Origin of the sequence: Muriicola jejuensis, from assembly GCF_010671595.1 — a bacterium.
GTDB lineage: Bacteria > Bacteroidota > Bacteroidia > Flavobacteriales > Flavobacteriaceae > Muriicola > Muriicola jejuensis.
Genome location: NZ_JAABOP010000004.1, coordinates 237,113 through 256,697 on the forward strand (window position 1 = coordinate 237,113; position 19,585 = coordinate 256,697).

20 protein-coding genes and 1 pseudogene are annotated in these 19,585 nt (G+C 47.4%); 5 read left to right on the forward strand and 16 right to left on the reverse strand.

From position 1 onward, the window contains the following. Window positions 1–36 precede the first annotated feature (36 nt). The 3 genes from GWK09_RS12950 to GWK09_RS12960 all read right to left on the reverse strand — a co-directional run bounded on the left by GWK09_RS12950 (window position 37) and on the right by GWK09_RS12960 (window position 2,299). Window positions 37–522: a GyrI-like domain-containing protein gene (locus tag GWK09_RS12950; RefSeq protein WP_163693882.1), complete on the reverse strand. Its 486-nt coding sequence runs from the start codon at window positions 520–522 to the stop codon at window positions 37–39. A gap of 22 nt (window positions 523–544) precedes the next feature. Next, window positions 545–1,231 carry a class I SAM-dependent methyltransferase gene (locus GWK09_RS12955; protein WP_283401251.1) on the reverse strand — a complete coding sequence of 229 codons (687 nt, stop codon included), beginning with the start codon at window positions 1,229–1,231 and terminating at the stop codon, window positions 545–547. Window positions 1,232–1,303: 72 nt separating this feature from the next. Further along, the gene (locus GWK09_RS12960; RefSeq protein ID WP_163693884.1) at window positions 1,304–2,299 is read right to left on the reverse strand and encodes a 2-hydroxyacid dehydrogenase; all 996 of its coding nucleotides are present in this window, start codon (window positions 2,297–2,299) and stop codon (window positions 1,304–1,306) included. A 309-nt stretch (window positions 2,300–2,608) separates the two neighbouring features. Here GWK09_RS12960 and GWK09_RS12965 point away from each other — a divergent pair, with 309 nt between their 5' ends. Together GWK09_RS12965 and GWK09_RS12970 are read left to right on the forward strand one after the other, a co-directional pair. Further along, on the forward strand, window positions 2,609–3,436 hold the full coding sequence (locus GWK09_RS12965) for a GLPGLI family protein (protein WP_163693885.1): 828 nt from the start codon (window positions 2,609–2,611) through the stop codon (window positions 3,434–3,436). Window positions 3,437–3,477: 41 nt separating this feature from the next. Then, window positions 3,478–6,192: a carboxypeptidase-like regulatory domain-containing protein gene (locus tag GWK09_RS12970; protein WP_163693886.1), complete on the forward strand. Its 2,715-nt coding sequence runs from the start codon at window positions 3,478–3,480 to the stop codon at window positions 6,190–6,192. Window positions 6,193–6,270: 78 nt separating this feature from the next. Here GWK09_RS12970 and GWK09_RS12975 read toward each other — a convergent pair whose 3' ends face one another. Both GWK09_RS12975 and GWK09_RS12980 read right to left on the reverse strand, forming a co-directional pair. Next, window positions 6,271–6,642 carry a VOC family protein gene (locus GWK09_RS12975; RefSeq protein WP_163693887.1) on the reverse strand — a complete coding sequence of 124 codons (372 nt, stop codon included), beginning with the start codon at window positions 6,640–6,642 and terminating at the stop codon, window positions 6,271–6,273. Between the two features lie 19 nt (window positions 6,643–6,661). After that, the gene (locus tag GWK09_RS12980; RefSeq protein ID WP_163693888.1) at window positions 6,662–7,027 is read right to left on the reverse strand and encodes a DUF2200 domain-containing protein; all 366 of its coding nucleotides are present in this window, start codon (window positions 7,025–7,027) and stop codon (window positions 6,662–6,664) included. A gap of 154 nt (window positions 7,028–7,181) precedes the next feature. Between GWK09_RS12980 and GWK09_RS12985 the strand changes: the two genes are divergently transcribed. Beyond that, window positions 7,182–8,135: a sterol desaturase family protein gene (locus GWK09_RS12985; protein WP_163693889.1), complete on the forward strand. Its 954-nt coding sequence runs from the start codon at window positions 7,182–7,184 to the stop codon at window positions 8,133–8,135. 108 nt (window positions 8,136–8,243) lie between these two features. On the opposite strand, the gene GWK09_RS12990 is transcribed toward GWK09_RS12985, so the two are convergent. The 7 genes and pseudogenes from GWK09_RS12990 to GWK09_RS13020 form a co-directional block, all read right to left on the reverse strand. Further along, window positions 8,244–8,672, reverse strand: coding sequence for an FKBP-type peptidyl-prolyl cis-trans isomerase (locus tag GWK09_RS12990; RefSeq protein ID WP_163693890.1), 429 nt, complete (start codon window positions 8,670–8,672; stop codon window positions 8,244–8,246). A gap of 117 nt (window positions 8,673–8,789) precedes the next feature. After that, entirely contained in the window at window positions 8,790–9,152 is a 363-nt protein-coding gene (locus GWK09_RS12995) for a bleomycin resistance protein (protein ID WP_163693891.1), read from the reverse strand. A gap of 92 nt (window positions 9,153–9,244) precedes the next feature. Next, entirely contained in the window at window positions 9,245–9,769 is a 525-nt protein-coding gene (locus GWK09_RS13000) for a RidA family protein (protein WP_204260452.1), read from the reverse strand. Window positions 9,770–9,866: 97 nt separating this feature from the next. Beyond that, window positions 9,867–10,514 (reverse strand): dioxygenase family protein, encoded by a 648-nt coding sequence (locus GWK09_RS13005; RefSeq protein ID WP_163693892.1) that lies wholly within the window; start codon window positions 10,512–10,514, stop codon window positions 9,867–9,869. 74 nt (window positions 10,515–10,588) lie between these two features. Then, window positions 10,589–11,083 (reverse strand): annotated as a pseudogene (locus GWK09_RS13010) (VOC family protein). Window positions 11,084–11,098: 15 nt separating this feature from the next. Beyond that, the gene (locus GWK09_RS13015; RefSeq protein WP_163693893.1) at window positions 11,099–12,067 is read right to left on the reverse strand and encodes an L-threonylcarbamoyladenylate synthase; all 969 of its coding nucleotides are present in this window, start codon (window positions 12,065–12,067) and stop codon (window positions 11,099–11,101) included. A gap of 166 nt (window positions 12,068–12,233) precedes the next feature. After that, a complete protein-coding gene (locus GWK09_RS13020) occupies window positions 12,234–13,307 on the reverse strand; it encodes a serine hydrolase domain-containing protein (protein ID WP_163693894.1) in 1,074 nt (357 codons plus the stop codon). A 396-nt stretch (window positions 13,308–13,703) separates the two neighbouring features. On the opposite strand from GWK09_RS13020, the gene GWK09_RS13025 reads away from it, so the two are divergent. Further along, complete coding sequence (locus GWK09_RS13025; RefSeq protein WP_163693895.1) at window positions 13,704–14,462, forward strand: DUF481 domain-containing protein; 759 nt, start codon at window positions 13,704–13,706, stop codon at window positions 14,460–14,462. Between the two features lie 30 nt (window positions 14,463–14,492). Here GWK09_RS13025 and GWK09_RS13030 read toward each other — a convergent pair whose 3' ends face one another. Together GWK09_RS13030 and GWK09_RS13035 are read right to left on the reverse strand one after the other, a co-directional pair. Then, on the reverse strand, window positions 14,493–15,401 hold the full coding sequence (locus tag GWK09_RS13030; protein ID WP_163693896.1) for a diacylglycerol/lipid kinase family protein: 909 nt from the start codon (window positions 15,399–15,401) through the stop codon (window positions 14,493–14,495). Window positions 15,402–15,509: 108 nt separating this feature from the next. Beyond that, a complete protein-coding gene (locus tag GWK09_RS13035; RefSeq protein WP_163693897.1) occupies window positions 15,510–16,124 on the reverse strand; it encodes a DUF4386 domain-containing protein in 615 nt (204 codons plus the stop codon). Window positions 16,125–16,398: 274 nt separating this feature from the next. Here GWK09_RS13035 and GWK09_RS13040 point away from each other — a divergent pair, with 274 nt between their 5' ends. Further along, window positions 16,399–17,010 carry a 2OG-Fe(II) oxygenase gene (locus GWK09_RS13040; protein ID WP_204260453.1) on the forward strand — a complete coding sequence of 204 codons (612 nt, stop codon included), beginning with the start codon at window positions 16,399–16,401 and terminating at the stop codon, window positions 17,008–17,010. A 46-nt stretch (window positions 17,011–17,056) separates the two neighbouring features. Here the strand turns inward: GWK09_RS13040 and GWK09_RS13045 are convergent, their stop codons facing one another. Together GWK09_RS13045 and GWK09_RS13050 are read right to left on the reverse strand one after the other, a co-directional pair. Continuing rightward, window positions 17,057–18,037, reverse strand: a complete 981-nt coding sequence (locus tag GWK09_RS13045) for an NAD(P)-dependent alcohol dehydrogenase (protein WP_163693899.1) — start codon at window positions 18,035–18,037, stop codon at window positions 17,057–17,059. Window positions 18,038–18,106: 69 nt separating this feature from the next. Further along, complete coding sequence (locus GWK09_RS13050; RefSeq protein ID WP_204260454.1) at window positions 18,107–18,736, reverse strand: LuxR C-terminal-related transcriptional regulator; 630 nt, start codon at window positions 18,734–18,736, stop codon at window positions 18,107–18,109. Between the last annotated feature and the right edge of the window lie 849 nt (window positions 18,737–19,585).

The following is a 19,585-nucleotide window of genomic DNA, read 5'->3' on the forward strand; positions in this document are numbered from 1 at the left end:
TCGCTCCGGAAAGATCAAAGTCAGGGAAGGACTTCCTTACTGATTCATTTCGCGGATAGGGATCCAGATCTCTTCTTCGGATTCGGGGTCGTTATTGCGGTACTTCTCCCCTAAGATCTCGTAATGAGGCCGGTCATCGAGTTCGTATCCCGATCCAGGCAACCATGTGTTAAAGATATATTGAAATACGGCTCTGTCTGATGAGGGACCTTTATACAGAAAAAGTGCATAGAGTCCCGGGGGAATTACCACCTCATCCATACCGGAAGGAACCTCCAGGTCATTAGACACCTCCATGGTTGCCCATTTTTCAAAAGAGTTCCTAAGATCCAATCTTTCAAAATATCCCGCAGGATAAAGGGTCATTGAAATAAGATGACTGCTTAGTTGCCCGGAAATCTCCTGTCTTCTTGGCATAAATCGTCCCCACGGCTCAGCAATATTAAATTCAGCCAGGCTCATGGTAGTACGGAAACCAATCAGTCTCCGCTCAGGTGTATTGACAATTCGGGGTTTATACATAAGGTTCTGGAAGGTAGAAACATTATTCTTTGATAAACACCATACAATGCTGCCAGGGCAGGTTGCCGATGTTCTTTTCTAATTTGAAACCCGCGGCCGCCATTTCCCTGACAGCCTGACTCTCGGTCATTTTGTGAACTTTTTTGATAGGAACTTCACGATCCTCTCCCCTGTATTCGATCAAATACAACTTCCCTCCAGGTCTCAGCGCTTTTTTAACGGACGTCATCATCTCAACGGGATAGGCAAATTCATGGTAAACATCCACCATCAAGATTTTATCGACCGAATTGGCTGGCAGGTTTATCTCTTTCTCGCTCCCTTTGACAACCTCGACGTTTGCTGTTTTTTCACGCTCCTTTTTCGCCCTCAGTGCGACTAACATCCCTTCCTGTACATCCACGGCATATACCGTTCCCTCCTGGGTCATTTGGGCCATTTTAAATACATGATACCCTGAACCCGCCCCGATATCTGCAATGTCATCCCCTGGTCCGATCTCCATATTCTCGAGAAGTAGACTTGTCTTTTCTTCATTTCCCCGTTCGGGTCGTTCGAGCCAGGATATGCCCTGATACCCCATCACGTAAGCAATCTCCCGGCCCATATACCATTTGCCGATCCCATTGGGGTCTCCCTGTTTGAAGGTATAAATGCCATCCTGCTTTTCGCCCTGAGATATGCAGGATTCTGAGGAAAATAGACCCACAGTGAAAAGAGTACATAACAGAAATCTATTAAAATGTAAGTTGTAAGTTAAGCTCATTGGATCTTTTTGTTGTCAGGTAAGTTCATTGGTAAGTGCCCGGCCTTCACGGTATTCCGTGATATTACCGATTGTGGTCAGGGTGATCTCCTCCATGGCCTCCCTGGTAAAATACGCCTGGTGAGAGGTGATCAGTACATTGGGGTAACTGTTGAGCCTGAGGATCAGGTCGTCCTCGATGATCATCTCGGACATGTCTTTAAAGAAGAGGTTCTCTTCCTGTTCGTACACATCGATCCCCAGGAAGCCTATCTTTTTGTCGGCCAACCCTTTCAGTATATCCTGGGTATTGATCAGTCCGCCCCTGCTCGTATTGATGATCATGATTCCGTCCTTCATCTTCGAAAGTGAATCCCGGTTGATCATATGCCAGGTCTCCGGGTTGAGCGGGCAGTGAAGGGAAATGATGTCCGATTCTCTGAAAACCGCTTCCAGCTCCTTAAATTCCACCCCCCGTGCTTTCAGCTCTTCTGAGGGATAAAGATCAAAAGCGATCACACGGCACCCCATTCCCTGCATGATCCCGCAGAAGGTGGCACCGATCTTTCCGGTACCGATCACGCCCACAGTCTTCCCGTGGAGGTTGAAACCCATGAGTTTGTTCAAGGAAAAATTGCCTTCCCTAACCCGGTTGTATGCCTTGTGGGTCTTCCTGTTCAGGGTGAGGATCAACGCGAGGGCATGCTCTGCCACTGCCTCAGGTGAATAGGCGGGTACCCTAACTACCCTGATCCCCTTCTCCCTGGCTGCATCCAGGTCCACATTGTTGTATCCGGCACATCTCAAGGCGATCAATTTTATCCCCATTTCTGCCAACTGTTCAACGGTGGTCCTGTCCAGGGTATCATTCACGAAAACACAGATCACCTCGTATCCTGCGGCCAGGTTAACGGTATCCCTGTTCAATGGGGAATCGAAATAGGTGAACTGGAGTTCTTCTTTATTGGTATATCGATCAAAATATTCCTGATCATAGGGTTTGGTGTTGAAGACGGCAATTTTAACCTTCATAAACGCTCAAATAAGTAAGATTAACAGGCGCGAAGATACTATTTGTTGCCCAAAAAGAGATCAAGGAAAGGGTTTCAGCCGGGCAAAGAATTGATTGTTTTACTAGCCGATTTACAAGGATCTTAGCCATTAACCGAAAGGCAACAATAAAGTACTATGTTAAAGTAGTGAACATACAAGCAGAACTAGCCCTTACTAATTAACTTTAAAGGTATTCAATGTATTTGGCTCGCGTGTTAATGTTTTAATAAATTCGAAATTTTTGTTTAATGTTTAACTATATTCGCTCAACAATTTAACAAATTAACCATGCAATCCTATACTTCTTCCTTCTTTCTTATCCTCGCGGTACTTATCGCATCTACCACCATGTACAGCCAGGATTTTCAGGGTCAGGCCACCTATTTTTCGAAATCAAAACTGGAATTGGGTTCCTGGGGAGCCCGGATGAGTGAGGCTCAGAAAAAGCAGGTACAGGCACGACTTAAAAACAGATTGGAGAAGACGTACGTTCTATCTTTCAATCGGGAGGAATCCCATTTTGACGAAAAGGATAAACTCGATGCCATATCCGGTGCCACAGATTCCTGGGGCAGCAATTTCTCACCCGGAGAGCAATACAAGAACATCTCCGAAGGATCCCTGGTACAGAGTCAGGAATTTTACGGTAAACTATTCCTGGTAAGGGATAAACTCCCAACCATAGATTGGAAAATGGGTAAGGAAACCAAAAAGATCGGCGACTATCTATGCATCAAGGCGACTGCCCAGATTCCAACGGATCAGCTCACCTGGTACGACTTTTCCTGGGGCCAACTCAGGAACGAAAACGATGAATCGGATGAAGAATCATCCGAAGTCCAAACAGACATGACTGAAGTTGAGGCCTGGTACACCCCTCAGATCCCTGTGGGACACGGGCCAGGGGAATACTGGGGACTTCCGGGACTCATCCTGGAGGTGAGCGCCGGAAATACCATCATGCTGTGCTCCAAGATCGTGATGAATCCAAGGGAAAGACTGGAGATCGAAGCTCCTGAAAAAGGAAAAGAGATCACCAAAATGGAATACAAGGAGACTATCACGAACAAAATGAAGGAAATGAGGGATAACCGCGGCAGGAGAAGAAGCCGTTAATAACTTTCAACCTTTCCCACTCTATCCATTTCCACAACTACATGAAGTATTTCCCCTTATTCCTCTTACTTGCGATCACACAGTTATCTCTGGCGCAGGTCAGATTCGACGGTGTGGTGAGGGACTCACTGAATGAGCCTCTCTATCTGGCCAACGTGATTGCCCTGGATACTACAACCAACGAACTGGCCTCCTATGCAATCACCAACGAGCAAGGACGATTTAGATTAGAACTCGCCGAGAACGGAACCTTTGAGATCCAGATCAGCTATGTGGGGATGAAAACTTTAAAAGAGGTCGTTCAAACCTCAGGGGAGGATATCAACAGGGAATTCTTCCTGGCCCTGGAAAACGCACTTGATGCCGTGGAGGTCGTCTCGGAGATTCCTGTTTCCGTGGTAGGTGACACCGTGGTATACGATGCGGATTCTTTTCAAAATGGCACGGAAAGGAAACTGGAAGATGTGCTTGAAAAACTGCCGGGTGTTGAGATCAACGAGGATGGACAGGTAGAAGTAGAAGGCAAGGTGGTGAACAAGATCATGGTAAACGGAAAGGACTTCTTTGACGGGGATACCAAGCTGGCTACCAAAAATATCCCTTCCAAAGCCGTGGACAAGATCCAGGTCCTGCGCAATTATTCGGAAGTGGGGCAACTGAGCAGCGTAGCTAACAACCAGGATAATGTGGCCATGAATATCAAGCTCAAGGAAGGGAAGGAAAACTTCTGGTTCGGCAATATAACGGCCGGTGCCGGGACAGCCCCTAACAATGAGCTCTATCTGCTTCAGCCCAAATTATTCTATTACAGCCCGAAATACAGCCTCAACTTTATAGGGGACCTGAACAATACGGGGGAGGTAGCCCTCACCCGCAGGGACATCCGAAATTTCGGGGGAGGCTTCCGATCCCCGAGTCGCACCAGCGGCACAGACCTCAATCTGGGGGATAACAGCCTTAACTTTCTGACCTCCCAGAACAATGCACTGGAGATCGAGAACAAACTGGCAACCGGCAATTTCAGTTACTCCCCTACGGAATCCCTGGATCTCAGTGGATTCCTGATCTATAACAGCAGTCGAATCCTCTCGAGGGAGACGAGCCTTATCCGATATACCGATCCGGAGCTTGGCATTCCCGATGAGGCCACGGACCAATCGAGCAGGGAAAGATCTAATCAGGGCCTTTTAAAACTCAGTGCTTCCTTCCAACCCAACCTGAACAACCAACTCGATTACGATATTTTAGGGCGTATCTCAAATGATGCTCAAAATCAGACACTTTTTTCTTCTGTAGTGGGGAATACACTTCAGTCGGACAGGGTAAAACCATTCAGCATCAACCAGAATCTCAATTATTACTACACCCTGGATGAGAACAATATTTTTGCGCTGGAAGCTCAGCATCTGATTCGTGATGAGGATCCCTTTTACAATGCACTGCTGGTCAATGATCCCATTGGAGCAGACGCTTTCGACCCTACTGCAGAAGCGCTCGGGCTGGATACGTCCCAGAATACCTATGATCTGAATCAAAACCGGCGTATCCAATCTAACCAGTTGGATGCCAAACTCGACTATTACCATATCCTAAATGCCCAAAGCAATTTGAATCTTACCCTGGGCACCATTCTGAGCAGGCAGGAATTCAATTCGGACATCTTCCAGTTCCTGGAGGATGGTACTCAGTTCGATCCTACCCCCACCTTTAATGACGGCTTGGCTGTCAATGATACGGAGTACGTCTTCAGCGACATCTACCTAGGGGCCCACTACAGGCTAAAAACCGGGAAATTTACGATCACCCCTGGATTCTCCGTTCACGCCTACGGCAATAAGAATACCCAGTTCGGTGAGCTCTTTCAGGATAATTTCTTTCGGTTCCTGCCCGATTTTGAGACCCGTATCCAATTCAAAAAAAGCGAGGCGCTCACCCTCAGTTATGACATGCGTAATCAGTTTACAGACGTGACCCGCCTGGCGAGAGGCCTGGTCCTGAACAATTTCAACAACATCCAATTCGGTGAGCCCGACCTGCAAAACGCCTTGTCGCACAACGTCAGTCTTTTCTACAGCAGTTTTAACCTTTTCAACTATACCAACGTCTTCGCGCGTGCCGCCTATACCAGCAATATCGATCAGATCCGCAGCCTGACGAATTTTGAAAGTGTGATCCGAACCAGTACCTTTTTCAATTCGAATTTTGCGGATGAGAATGTGAATGTCTTTGGTAGAGTGCAGCGCACGTTCGGAAAGATCCGGGCTTCCCTCAATGCCAGCTTCAATTACAGCAAGATCAATCAGTTTATCCAGGGGCAGCAGTCGCTGAATGAAGGGTATACCCAGACCTACACACCGGAGCTTCGGACCAATTATAAAGTAGCACCGAATGTGAGTTTACAGTATCGCTACAGTGTGACGAACAATAATCAGGGAGGTGGAAAGACCACCTTCGTCACCAATGCGCCTTCCGTTGAATTCGATGCCTATATCTGGAAGTCCGTCACCTTCCGTACCAATTACACCTATACCAATCAGGACCTGGGCAACGGTCAGTCCCAATCGTTCCAGAACTGGGATGCAACCCTCTCCTACCGGAAAGACAGGGATGCTAAATGGGAATATGAGATCCGGGCCACCAACCTGCTCGATATAGATTCACAGGTCAGGAACAGTGCCAATAACATCTCCGTATTCTCCTCCGAGACCTTTATTCAGCCTCGTTTCGTAACCTTTAGATTGATCTACACGCTTTAGGGCATATTTGGCGAAAAGTGATAAGAGAGTTTATTCCACTCATCTATCCGTCAAAATCTTGAATTCAATGGTGTTCATTCAAACATGCTGATCTATGAGGATCGTATTCCCGTCCGGGTCCATCACCACAAAACTGCCGGGGCCCTGAGCACTTTCATCCACCTCGCTTACCGGTGTGATTCCCTTGCTTTTCAAAGTCTTCTGTATCTCCCGGACATCATCGAAAACCGGTAGTTTCTCAGCACTTTGGTTCCAGCCCGGGTTAAAGGTGAGGATATTGTTCTCAAACATACCCTGAAAAAGCCCTATTAGGGTATCCCCGTTCTTCATGATCAGGTAATTCTTTTGAAGATCCCCCGCAAAGGGTTGAAACCCGAGATGTTCATAAAAATCTTTGGATGCCTTGAGGTCCTTTACGCTCAGGCTGATAGAGAAAGCGCCTAGTTTCATATTTCTACTTTATTAGTGATTATGGTTTCCTCAAGATTTTATCCATGGCCTTGCTTTTCGCCAATTCATCCACGAGCTTATCGAGGTATCGGACCTGACGCGTGACCGGATTTTCAATTTCCTCTACGCGGTACCCACAGATGACCCCTTTGATCATTCCGGCATTCGGATTGAGGGTAGCCTTGTCAAAGAATTGTTCAAAGGTTGATTTCTTAGCGATGTGTTCCTGCAAAGTGGCCTCATCAAAGGTGGTAAGCCATTCGATGACCTCGTGGAGTTCCTCTCTCGTCCTGCCCTTTTTTTCAACCTTTGCCAGGTAATGAGGATAGACCGAGGAGAAGATCATATTGGCGATTCTCTCGTCGTGATGGCTTGTGTCTTTCACGATATCTGTGTTGCTATACCCCCTCAAGTTAAAAAATTTCCGCCTACAGACCGTCTTGCCGTGAGGGTATTCCGGTTTTTGTTGACCGCTAATCCCCTGGTTCCTTCACGATTCCAGTAATTTTTCTCCTTTTGGGAGGGAAACCGGTTTTTATATGATAGCTTTGCATAAAGCACGGGATTTTATCAAAAACGCCACACTTACCTTAGAAGGACTCCTCCAATTAAATTTTAACACGATTATCTGGATAGCCGCCCCCATCATGTTCAGCCTGGTGGCTTTGGAATATTATTTTTCCTACAAACAACAGAGGAAGCTCTATCACGGCAAGGATTTCCTCGCTTCCTCGGCCATCGGATTCGGGAACCTCTTTGTCAATGCCCTTACCAAGGTCGGGATCTTTTACATTGTGGTGGTCTGCTACAATCTGACCCCCTGGACCATCCCCCATACCTGGTGGTCCTATATTCTGTGTTTTTTCACCCTGGATCTCGTCCGGTACTGGTCGCACAGGATCTCACATAAACAACGTTTCTGGTGGTCTACCCACGTGGTACACCACAGCTCCAAGTTCTACAATTTCTCCACCTCTTTCAGGCTGTCCTGGGTTCAAAACCTGAAACTGGTATTTTTTGTACCCGTTTTCATGATGAGCTTCGACCCGGTGGTATTCATCATCGTTCATCAACTCGAGATCCTCTACCAGTTCTGGATACATACCGAACTCATACGAAAACTTCCCCGGCCCATTGAATACATTTTCGTGACCCCGTCTCACCACCGAGTCCATCATGCCACCAACGAGAATTATATCGACAAGAATTTCGGTTCTACGCTGATCATATGGGATCGCATTTTCGGCACTTTCCAGGAAGAGAAGGAACAGGCAGTCTACGGGATCACCAAACCGGTGGATTCATTCAACCCCGTCTATCTGGTCTTCCACGCCTGGGGAGATCTCATCAGGGATATCTGGAATCGCCCGCTAAAGACCTGGAACATCCTCTTTGGCAGCCCTACGGCATGGGAACGAAAACAGGTTCAAAAGGTGGAATTCAAAAAGAAGTTTTCGGTAGCCAAAGAAGAATACGAGGATATTCCAGCCTGACCAATTGAAGGCTGGTATCAAGGGTCACTTCGTTCTTTCTTCCAATAAAAAACCACGTGCCGCTAAAAGTGGTCACGTGGTTCCATAAAGGTCCTTTCAAAAAAAGGATTATTTTATTTCAACCAATTTGAGATCGAAAGTAAGGTCTTGCCCGGCCAGGGGATGATTTGCGTCTATAACGATGTGTTCCTCCTGAACATCGACCACCCTTAATTGCTGTTCTGAACCATCCGGCCTTGTAGCGACCAGGCCCATCCCAACCTCGGGGGTTATGGTGTCGGGCAGGTCATTTTTGCTGACCTTTTGGAATAATTCTTCCATGACTTCTCCGTAGGCTTCTTCCTTCGGAATAAGGATGGTCTTTTCCTCATCCACTTCCATATCGATGAGCCCCTTTTCAAATCCGGGGATCAAAGCCCCCTGGCCCAGGGTCACCTCCAGGGGTTCCCTTTCCAGTGAACTGTCGAATATCTGACCGTCCGCTAATTTTCCTGTGTAATGTACCCTTATGGTATCATTCGCTTTTACTTTTCCCATGTTCCTTTTTCTATGGTTTACGATTTAAAGGTGCAAAGGTACTAAGTCAAAGACGGCTTGACGAAGAATTCACCCATTTGTTGCCTCCATCCAACAAAAATGGAATACAGCGGCCTGTCATCCGCTCATGCTTTGTCCAAAAGTAAGGAGATTGGTATCGGGGTCCAGGAGGGAAAATTCGCGCTGCCCCCAGGGTTTGTCTTCCAATGGCCCGTTGGGATGAATCTTCACATTATCTGCAAGCAGGGAATTGTAGAGCTGGTCTATATGATCCGTTCGGATGTACACCTGTCCGTAATTCACTTTCGGATCGAGTTCCCTGAATTCGAAGAAATGGAGTTGAATGTGGTCCTTTTCCAACATCAGGTAGCCCTCGAAGTCAGTTGCTCCGAATTCCTTAAAGCCCAGCTGATTCACATAAAAATCCCGGGTGATATCCTTATTGCGCATCGGCAATTTAGGATGTATGGCTGTTAACATCTGTCGATCTTGAATATCCTATAGACCCCGCTCATGACCCCGTGGGTTCAGGGAGAGGTCCTGTTACAATGAGTATAATAGAACGTGGACGATCAGGGTTTATGTACTTCCAGTTCGATCTCGATCATGAATTCCGGCAGGGCCAACTCCTTCACCCCCAGCCAGGACCCTGAAGGGAATTTGTTCTTGTAGATCTCAGCTCTGAATGCTCCATTCTCCAGGAGTAGAGGCATATTCGTAGTGAAAATGTTCTCTACCACCACATTGTCGAAGGTACAGCCAAAGTGTTTGAGAATCTTGTCGAGGTCTGCATAGCAGTTCTTCATTTGCTGGGCGAAATCGCCCACAGCGGTCGGATTACCCTGATCGTCCATGCTGACCGCCCCTGAAACCTTTATACTGTTACCGATCCTGACGGCATGCGTATAACCATAGGCTTTTTCCACCTCGGGACGAAGCTGAAAGTATTCCGGTTCTTCAGCCTTTATAAGAACTTCTTCCTTCATTTCATTCACCGTCTCCTTCTCTTTCGGAAGACAACTCTGTAATGACAGGAGGAGGAATGTAAACAATCCCAGAACGGATATTCCAGGTAAAATTTTAAATGGATTTTTCATGTTCGATTGGTTAATGCCTTTTCAGGCGGGTTAATAATTGGTCGCAAGGGTTATCCCCTAAATGTATCAAATGTTTCCATGGCCCCAACCTGTAAATTCACGGTGATCTGTAGTCGGGCATGTTCTTTCCCAGGATAAAGTCGCGTTCCCCCACCCAGAGGTTACCTTTCATTGAAAGTCTTAAAATGCCATTACTCCCTCCTCTCGGGGATGGTGGATGGGTCTCCTTTTCGGTCAGCAAAGGGTCGCCTTCAAAATAGTAGCTCTCCAGCCAGTAGTATTTTCCATCCGGTTCAAGGATCGTTGGGTGGATATGGGCCGGTTCAGTCCCGTCGGGATAGGTGCCGGGCTTAATGGTGAAAAAAGTATAGCGGCCCTTTTGATCTGTCTTGATCCAACCCCTGTTGTATCCGTGCCTCCGCCCCCAGCCTTTTTCATCTCCTCTTTTGGAGTAAAGGCCGGAACCGTCTGTGTGGTATACGTACAGGACTACATCAGGGGCCGGTGTTTTTCCATCCGCCCTGTAGATAGTCCCTGTCACCTTGATCTGCTGCCCCCCGGAATGGAAGTCGGGCAGGGTGTCTACAGGCGTAAGCCTACGGTCCCCGTATTCAAATACAGCTTCGCAGCCCTCACAGGGACCACCGACTAGCCTGGGATCATGCCGGACTCTGGGATCCTGACAAAATATGAGGATGAAACTGCATATAAAGAAACCGAACGTAAATAATTTTCGTGTCCTCATAGGACTATGAAGGTAAGAAAATTCCGGTTGCCCTCTTCAACGCGCGTCTCAGAAATTCGGCAAAAAGTTGTGGGTCAGCGGATCTCTTTCAGGAGGGAAACCAGGTCGAGTGGTCGGGTATACATCTCCAGGGATCCATCCGGCTTTTTTGGCCATTCTTCCCGGGGTTTGTCCCAGTAGAGTTCCACCCCATTCCCGTCCGGATCGTCGAGGTAGAGAGCCTCTGAGACCCCGTGATCAGATGCTCCGGTCAGCGGATATCCGGCCTCCCGAAGCCTATGGAGGATCGCAGCCAGGTCCTTCCTCCCAGGGTATACAATAGCCGTGTGAAACAAACCTACGGTTCTCTTCGGATTTGGTCCGGCCCCTTCGCTAAATCAGGTGTTCAGTCCGATGTGATGGTGATACCCCCCGGCAGAGATAAAGGCCGCATCTTCCCCATAAGTGGTGGTGAGTTCAAAGCCCAGAAGGCCGCAGTAGAAGTCGAGCGACCGCTGCAGGTCCGAAACTTTCAGGTGTACGTGACCGATGCGAGTCTCAGGGGGCAAAGCATATTCGTCGTTCTCCATAAGCCGCTTCTTTACCTAATTCGCTTCATCCCGGTGTGTGGCCCTTTCCAGTTTGTCATTGATCGTCTTGCCCAGGCCATGATCGGGAAATCGTTCTGCAATGATCATATCCAGGTCCAGGCTGTCCAGGCGATGCATGGCGGCATAGAGGTTATGTGCGGCTTCTTCGAGATCTCCTGTGGGGGAAAGGACTTCCTGGTTTGCTGCCTTTATGCCCTTTATTTTCTCTTGGAAGAGCAGTAACCCTATCTTCTTATCGGGATGAAGGGTGACGAGGCCTCTGACGTCTTCGGTCAGGTACGTATCTGTAACCGGAGCGTAATGCCGAAGAAGCATCCCGGGGGCAGAGGGTTGCTGGTCCACACTTTTTGTATTAAAGGAAATCTCCCCTACCTTCTCCATTATCTCCTCGAGGGAAAGGGATCCCATTCTGAAGACCACGGGCCTTTCCCCCTCAAAACCGATGATGGTCGATTCTATACCTTTCCGGCATTCACCCCCGTCCAGGATCACCGGAAGCGTATCCCCGAAATACTTTTCTACATGGGCCGCGGAAGTAGGGCTGATCGAGCCGAAGGGATTCGCGCTGGGAGCCGCCAGGGGGAAGTCGAGTTGCTCCAACAGCTCTAAGGTAAGCGGGTGGTCCGGCACACGGACCGCCACCGTATCCTTCCCTGAGGTTACTGCATCCGGGATATTGGGTTGTTTCTTCAGCACCAGAGTCAGCGGACCAGGCCAGAATGACCTGGCGAGGTGGTAGGCCACATCCGGAATATCGCGGGCGACCTGTGGGAGGTAGTCCGCAGATTTGATATGGACGATAAGCGGGTTGTAATGGGGTCTCTTCTTTGTACTGAAGATCTTACCCACAGCGTCTTCGTCCAGGGCATTTCCGGCAAGGCCATAGACGGTTTCCGTAGGCAGGGCGATGATCCCTCCTGATTCCAGTTCTTTTCTTGCCTTGTCTAGATCAACCGTGATCATGGTTACCAGGGGAAGGTTCGTGAATTCTTATGTTATTGTTTCCCGTGAAGGCACTATTCTCTATGTGCTTTTCCTTCTTGGGGACCTCAAAAATAGATTTTCTTTTTAAGGAAGGGAACAACTTTTTATTCAAATTCAAGCGATTGTAGTTCGGAACGTATGGAAATCACCCCTTTTTTGGTGCTTCAGAAAAACCTATCAATTTGGAAGCAAAGGTCGCGATATCCGGATACGTGCCTGAGGTATTTGAAAGTACCACCACCACCGTTTCCGATTTTGGGATGATCATGAGCTGGCTGGTGCATCCCGTTTGTCCTCCGCTATGTCCGATTACCAGATTCTCATTTGGTGGAGGACCATAGAGGTACCACCCTAGTCCGTATTTATTACCCTTGTATTCAACGGGTTGAATTTCCAGCATGGCCTCCAGGCTTTCCTGACTGATCAGCCTTCCATCCAGAAGGGCATTCCCAAATGCAATAAGGTCCTCAAGTGTGCTGTAAAATCCGCCCCCAGGAACACGGTTGCTCAGGTTGTTTTTCTTACCCTTCCTGACTTTCCTCCCATTGTTGTGATACAGGCAGGATGCGTTCTCGCGATCTTCTGTCAAGCCTTCAATACCGGTATGGGTCATACCCGCAACCTCGAGTATTTGCGTTTTCATGTATTCGCGATAAGGCAGACCGCTCACTGATTCTATCACTCTGCCCAGGATCACATAGCCATAAGTCGTATAAAAATAGCTGGTTCCAGGTTCAAACAGTAGAGGCCTATCTATGAAGACCTTCATGGCTGCCTCCAGGGAAGCGAATTGCGCCGTATTTTCAATTTCCGACTCGTCCCGATATTGGGGAATACCCGAAGTATGAGACATCAACTGGCGCACAGTGATCTCTTTTTTATCTTCCGGTAGATTCGGGAGGTAATTTCCGATAGGTGTATCGAGGTTCATCATTCCCTTCTCCACCAGTTGCATCAGAGCCACAGCGGTTAAATTCTTACTGATGGAGGCGATCCTCGTAGGCGTGTCTATGCTGAATAGTCTTTTGTCTTCGAGGCATGCATACCCGGCGGAACCTGTCCATTTCGTAATTCCCTTGACGGAATAGCCAGCCGTGATCCCCGTATTTTGTCGATCCCCGGTTAACTCCAGAAGGGCATCATCTGGATCCATGATAGACTGAGCAAAAAGTTGAAAGCCCCCGAAAAGAACCAATAGGCTGATAAAAGTGTTTTTCATTTTATGAATTTAATACCGATTTCCAAACTTCATTGACTATTACCTCAAGGACGAATACGAGTCAGTTTCCTAAAATACTGAATCAGATATAAAGAAAGGCTATCTAATGAAAAGCATACATGAATATTTATCTTCTGGTACTGTCTTTCCTTTCGGGAAAGTCCCGAAAACAGACAGGGAGAACCTGTCTGAAGGATCCGAAACACTTTCAAAAATCAAATTGAAATAACACAATAAACCCTCCGACTTTGAAATTCACGAATGCTGAAGTATGTTTGGAACCCAGAAAAAGTAAAGTACTGAGATCATCCATGGCGGATCACTTAATGAGTTTCGTTCGCAATACAGCCTTGTGCTGTTTTAGTCTCAGGAATCTGAGCATTGAATTCAGAACGTATGAATAAAGTCGTCTTTATATTCCTGTGCTTACCGGTTATCCTACTAGGACAAATCAATGAGAGTGACACCCTGAATTTTAAGGCGAACCTTTCCATCACCGGATTCTGGCAGGGAGGGAATGTGGAAACCCTGATCTTCAGGGCAAAATCGGATCTGAGTTTTAAACCCTGGAAAAAAGGGGTATTTAAAACAAGAAATTCCTATATCTACCAGGAGTTTGGCAGGGAAAAGGCCGATGAGGATATTCTGAGCCTCAATTTTTTGTATTTCAACCCGGAACGCAAGATCTATCCATTTCTCCTGGGCTTCGTGAGTACCAATTTTCGAAGGGAAATCGATCTGCGGCTCCTGACGGGCGCCGGAGTTTCCTTTCAGCTTCTTCAACAGAACAAGAACTGGCTTAAATTTTCTGTTTCCAGCGAATACGAACGCACGGATTTTTCAAGAGCTTCTTTCAACAGGTCTTCCTATGACGGGCAGGAAACCATCCGCACGATGCGGGCAACGCTCTGGGTCAACGGAAAATACTATCTGTTCAAGGACAAACTGATCCTCAGTCATGAAAGTTACATACAACCCTCACTGGGTCAAAGCGATAATTACAGGTGGCAGGCCGATCTGGGCCTGGAATTGCCCGTATGGTCCTTTTTAAATGTAAAACTCAATTATATCAACACCTTTGAAAGCGTGGTCATCTCGGGTCAGAAACAAGAAGACAGGTTTTTGACCTTCGGATTTACGGTCAAGACCTACTGACCTACCTTGCCTGGAGGAATCCTTTAGCAATCAGGCAGGAAACAAAAAACGCAGGGCGCCGGGTAGCACTTTTATGTTTGCCGGTAACAAACCCACATATTCCCCATCAGCTTCGATCCCGCATGAATCAGGGCTTTCCATTCTGAGTGAATCCGCACTGTGATACTGCACTTCAGGATGGTCGATTTTTATTCCCTTCTTCAATTTACCGAGTTTTCTGAGATAGTCCCAAAGGCTCAGATCCCCGAAAATGGCTAATTCAAATTTTCCGTCATCCAGAAGCGCATCCGGAGTAATACAGATACCATGGCCGAGATATCGTCCGTTCCCTACCGCCAGTTGTAGTAACCTTCCCTCGTATCGCCATGAGCCTGCTGAGCAGATAACCCTCTTCTTTCTGTATTTGAGAAATCCTTTTACGATACTGCCGAAGTAATGCAAGGCCGGACCCAGCTTGGGCTCTGACCTCTCCATCTGCAGTACAACTTCCGGGCCCAGGCCGATCCCTGCCACATTAATAAAATAACGGGCTTCCGGTACTCTCGAGGATAGGATTTGTCCGACATCAATCCTGCGAATGGAATGAGAGTCAATGGACCTTGCGAGACTTTCAACAGAAGGAGTCAGCCCGGCCGTTCTGGCAAAGTCATTGGCAGAACCCCACGGAAGCAGGCCTATAATGGGATAATTTTCATCCCCCACACCGCTCTGCATCACTCCATTCACCACCTCGTGCAGGGTGCCGTCCCCCCCTACAGCAATCAGGTAGTCGCATCCCATTTCTGCTGACTTCTTAGCCAATTCAATGGCGTGCTTTGTTCCCTGTGTATATAAAAATTCCACCTGGCCCGAATACTTGTTATCAAAGTGATAGAGTAACTCCGGAAGGCGCTTTCTCAGCCGGTCTTGCTTGTTGTTGATAATGAATACGAGTTTCATCGGGCTAAATTCTAGATGGGTTCCAATGTACTTCAAAAAAATCGGCAACATGACCAGGGATTCTCCCTGGACAGAGGTCGTGGGTACCTTCTATTCCTCAACATATCTTCAGGCGGTCTTTCCTCCGCGGATCAACAACCAAATGGCGAAGGACAGCTCGCCAATGACGCTGGGTATGGCTACGAGCAGGAGGAAAACGTCTGCGTGTTCCTGGTAATCCGGCATTAAAAAGCGAGCAGAGGTATCCACCATATACATCAACCCGGCAGCGATAAGAAGGAACCCTATGATCTTAGGCTTTCCAATGATGATTCCTAAAAGGATGAGATGAACCCCGAAAAAGAAGAGCCCTATGGGCCAGATGTTATTAAATATATCTACCTGGTACAAGATTTCCGCTTCTGTATTTTTCTGAAAGACAAGTGGGAGCGAAAAGATGGCGATACCCATGAGGGCGGCATGCATCATACGGAACAGGGTGCTGGGGAAGGTCAGAACATGGTTCTTGTAAAGTTCGTACAAAGCCCATGCCACCACCACATCAAAGACGACGGTAAGGAGGAAAGCCATGATACCAAAGCGAACCGTCATCCCGTTTTCCTGAACCATCTCCAATGGTGATGCCAGGATACGCTCTATCACAAAGAAGTTGGCAAATACAGCTGCAAAAAAAATAATCAGATAGCTGGTTCCCCCTACAATCGCATATTTTCTAGTTGACATTAGTTCCTTTTAATGATGTGATTCCTTTTTGAGAAAACAGAAATCCCCACAAACACATGGAGTGGAACGGTAAGATAACGAAATTGTAAAAATCTCATAGGCCTACCAGGAGGTTAAGGTTAGGTTTTTAAAACTACACCGGGAACAACTCCATTTGTGCGATTAGATCGGATTCCGTAAAATCTGTGCTTACTGCTGAGTTTTCTCAAGCAGCTGAAAAGGAATTCTCATTATCTTCGCTGGCTTTTGTTATGCAGTGTTAGATAATCATACTTTGGAGCAATGGCTCGCCTGGGTGGATGAGCTCTCCGAAAAGGATTTTGTAGTTGTCGACGGGTTTCTAAAACCGGATGTGCTGGCCGAAATTAAGGTGGGCTTTGAGACCCATCTTTCCTCTTTTACCAAAGCGGGGATCGGAGCTGCCCATGAACAAATAATCCGTCAGGATATCAGAGGGGATTATACCTACTGGCTCGACAGAAAAAGGGATATCCACATGAAAATGTTCTGGGGTCTTGTGGACGAGACCCTGCATATCTTTAACAGATATTGTTACCTCAGCCTGTCGGGATATGAATTCCACTATGCGGTCTATCCGCCTGGAGCAGGATACGAGAAACACCTGGACCAGTTCGACCATCGAAGTAACCGCTTGATCACGATGGTATTTTACCTGAACGAGAACTGGCAGAAAGGAGACGGAGGAGAACTGGAAATATTTCAGAAAAACGGTGACACGGTCATCGTGGAACCTCTGGATGCCCGCTGTGTATTGTTTAAAAGTGCTGAGGTCCCGCACAGGGTTTTACCGTCGAGGAAAAACAGGCATAGCGTCTCGGGGTGGTTATTGCACCAACCCTCCGGCCTGGGCCAATTGTTTGGATAAGACGGGGTTCAAATGATCTAAAGAGGAGTCGTAAGGCAGCAGGGATTTAGCGCTCCATCGAGATCACGATCTTGCCAAGGTGAGCTGATTCCCCAAATCGCTGAACTGCCAAGGGGGTCTGCTCAAAGGGGAATGGACCATCGATCACACACCTGATACCGCCCTTTTCGATCAGTTTTTGTATAAAATCAAGATCCTCATTAGACCTGAGCATGACCAACTTTACACGTTTTCTGCTGAAAACCTTCAGAATGGGATTGAGATAGAGCATCTGCAATAATTTTCCCGATGCACCCCCAACGGTCACATACTTTCCTCCTGGCTTGAGAACTTTCAGGTATTTCCATAGCGATCGGTTGGTACGGCAATCGAGGATCAGGTCATATTTTTGATTCCCCTGCGTGAAATCCTCTTTCTTATAATCGATCACAACATCGCAGCCCAGAGTTTTCATGGCATCCAGCTTATTTGCAGAATCCACCCCGGTCACATGCGCTTGGTAATGCTTCCATATCTGTACGGCAAAAGTACCCATACCCCCGCCTCCGCCATTGATCAGGATTTGCATCCCCTCCGTGATTTCACCTACTGCCCTAAGTCCCTGTAAGGCCAGCATGGATGCATGCGGAATGCTTGCAGCTTCTTCAAAGCTCATCCATCCGGGTTTATGTACCAGAGCCCTTTCGTCTATACATAGCCATTCGGCATAGCTGCCAAAACCGTAATACGAGATATCTCCATAAACGGTATCTCCAACTTTGAATTTCGCAACTTCATTACCCACCTCCTCTACAATGCCCGACACCTCCATCCCTGGGATTCGGAGCTTTTTTCTCTGTCGGAAAACGCCAAAGAGAAGACGGTATTCCCAAGGTTTTCCCGAAGAAATACACCAATCATAATCGTTGACCGAAGTGGCGCAAACCCTGATTTTTACCTCCCTCTTTTTAGGAGTGGGTGCCTCAATATCCACCATGTGAAATACTTCAGCAGGAGGTCCGTATTTTGTGATCGTAAACGCTTTCACCTCAGGAAGGACTGGCTTTGACTTTGCTTTTATCCTTTGAAAGATAAGCAATAAAACCTACAGCATCGATTAAGCCGCGTCCATCTGGCGTATCTTTTTCAGGGCCTCGGATTTAGAATTTACGTCGAGTTTGAGGTAGATGTTCTGAATGTGAAAGTTGACCGTACTCGGGGTGACGTAAAGTTGATCTGCGATCTCCTTATACGTGGCCCCTTTGCTAAGCCATTCTATGATCTGGTTCTCACGTTCCGAGAAATGCTGGTAGGTCTTCCTACGGTACATGCTGATGAGCTTCTTTGCCACATCATGACTAAGGGCAGCGCCTTCTTTCCGAACGGCATTCAATGCCTGTCTGAGCCTTTTCTTACCCACGGGTTTGGTCAGGTACCCCTCAGCTCCGTGGCGGAATGCCTGCATGATCATCTCGTACTGATCCTCCAGACTCACCATGATCACAACAGCCTGATTCTCCGCTTTTTGGAATTCGTTAAGTCCGTCGATACCGGACAGGCCGGAAAAGGAAGTTTCCGAGAGAACGATATCGGGACAGACCCTGTCGAAGTCGGCCAGAGCGTCCTCGACCCGCCAGTACATCCCGGCCAGGTCATATTCCCGGTAACTGCTGAAATAGTAGCTATACCTTTCGTGAAATCTCGGATCGCTGTCGATTACAATAACCTTTAAAGTAGTTCTGTTCATCTTCACAATTTTTGGGTTAGGATACACTTATGGTCCCTGCAGAACCCGAACATACCAGAGGGAAATTACGCGTTACGGATCGGTAACATAAAAATCCCTTGGTCAAAGACGGGCAGGCAATGGATGGACCAATACCCGAAGGAAGCAGGTAGATTAAACCTGCGAAGGGGCCGGCTCAGCAGTTAGCCACATGAACCTTGTCTTTCGGATGGGTATTCCCGAAAGAAGGTGCTCTTTTCATTGCTTTTTTACGCTGTCCTGAGCGATGTCCTGAAGTCAGATGAAGTTGGGAATGGAAGGTCTGGATACTCCATTCGAAAAAACTGTAGGTAGAGTTCATTTCCATAGGGTAAAGATTTGGGGTTGTATCGTTTACTGAAAGAAAAATTACAGATTACCCCTATTCCGACCTAGGAAATGCAGTTTTTTTCGATAAAATGTAAGAAAAGAGTGTATTTCATCGGAAATCAGCTACAAAAACCGACCCGGTGGTCGGTAAAATTGCAGGTTTTGAGGGTATTTACCCCTGGCTAATCAGACCCTATCCCACGCTACCAATTTCCAGTTTGTTCGCATGATCTCCTTTGGTCTGTTTGAAAGAAAAAATCGGTCAGATATACATAATACAACCTGTTCTCCGGGTCATATCATTGCCTGGCATCCGATAGGAGCGTTTGCCTGATTGGCTGGTACCATCTGAACGCCACTTGTGCCCGGGGATAGAGGACACTGGCAATGAGCAGATGAACCCCACTGATATCCGACCGATTGTATTTCTTTCATGATTTCCCTTGAATTCTTGCCCGAAGCCTTCCTGGATCCGGTCAATCCTTATTTAATGCGATAAGA

Excerpts from the sequence above, each read along its gene's own strand:
- GWK09_RS12975 (WP_163693887.1), bottom strand. The coding sequence starts at position 6,642 with ATGAAACTAGGCGCTTTCTCTATCAGCCTGAGCGTAAAGGACCTCAAG.
- GWK09_RS13035 (WP_163693897.1), bottom strand. The coding sequence starts at position 16,124 with ATGTCAACTAGAAAATATGCGATTGTAGGGGGAACCAGCTATCTGATT.
- GWK09_RS12985 (WP_163693889.1), top strand. The coding sequence starts at position 7,182 with ATGATAGCTTTGCATAAAGCACGGGATTTTATCAAAAACGCCACACTT.
- GWK09_RS13050 (WP_204260454.1), bottom strand. The coding sequence starts at position 18,736 with ATGAACAGAACTACTTTAAAGGTTATTGTAATCGACAGCGATCCGAGA.
- GWK09_RS13005 (WP_163693892.1), bottom strand. The coding sequence starts at position 10,514 with ATGAGGACACGAAAATTATTTACGTTCGGTTTCTTTATATGCAGTTTC.
- GWK09_RS13030 (WP_163693896.1), bottom strand. The coding sequence starts at position 15,401 with ATGAAACTCGTATTCATTATCAACAACAAGCAAGACCGGCTGAGAAAG.
- GWK09_RS12990 (WP_163693890.1), bottom strand. The coding sequence starts at position 8,672 with ATGGGAAAAGTAAAAGCGAATGATACCATAAGGGTACATTACACAGGA.
- GWK09_RS12960 (WP_163693884.1), bottom strand. The coding sequence starts at position 2,299 with ATGAAGGTTAAAATTGCCGTCTTCAACACCAAACCCTATGATCAGGAA.
- GWK09_RS12970 (WP_163693886.1), top strand. The coding sequence starts at position 3,478 with ATGAAGTATTTCCCCTTATTCCTCTTACTTGCGATCACACAGTTATCT.
- GWK09_RS12965 (WP_163693885.1), top strand. The coding sequence starts at position 2,609 with ATGCAATCCTATACTTCTTCCTTCTTTCTTATCCTCGCGGTACTTATC.
- GWK09_RS13015 (WP_163693893.1), bottom strand. The coding sequence starts at position 12,067 with ATGATCACGGTTGATCTAGACAAGGCAAGAAAAGAACTGGAATCAGGA.
- GWK09_RS13025 (WP_163693895.1), top strand. The coding sequence starts at position 13,704 with ATGAATAAAGTCGTCTTTATATTCCTGTGCTTACCGGTTATCCTACTA.
- GWK09_RS12950 (WP_163693882.1), bottom strand. The coding sequence starts at position 522 with ATGTATAAACCCCGAATTGTCAATACACCTGAGCGGAGACTGATTGGT.
- GWK09_RS13020 (WP_163693894.1), bottom strand. The coding sequence starts at position 13,307 with ATGAAAAACACTTTTATCAGCCTATTGGTTCTTTTCGGGGGCTTTCAA.
- GWK09_RS13000 (WP_204260452.1), bottom strand. The coding sequence starts at position 9,769 with ATGAAAAATCCATTTAAAATTTTACCTGGAATATCCGTTCTGGGATTG.
- GWK09_RS12995 (WP_163693891.1), bottom strand. The coding sequence starts at position 9,152 with ATGTTAACAGCCATACATCCTAAATTGCCGATGCGCAATAAGGATATC.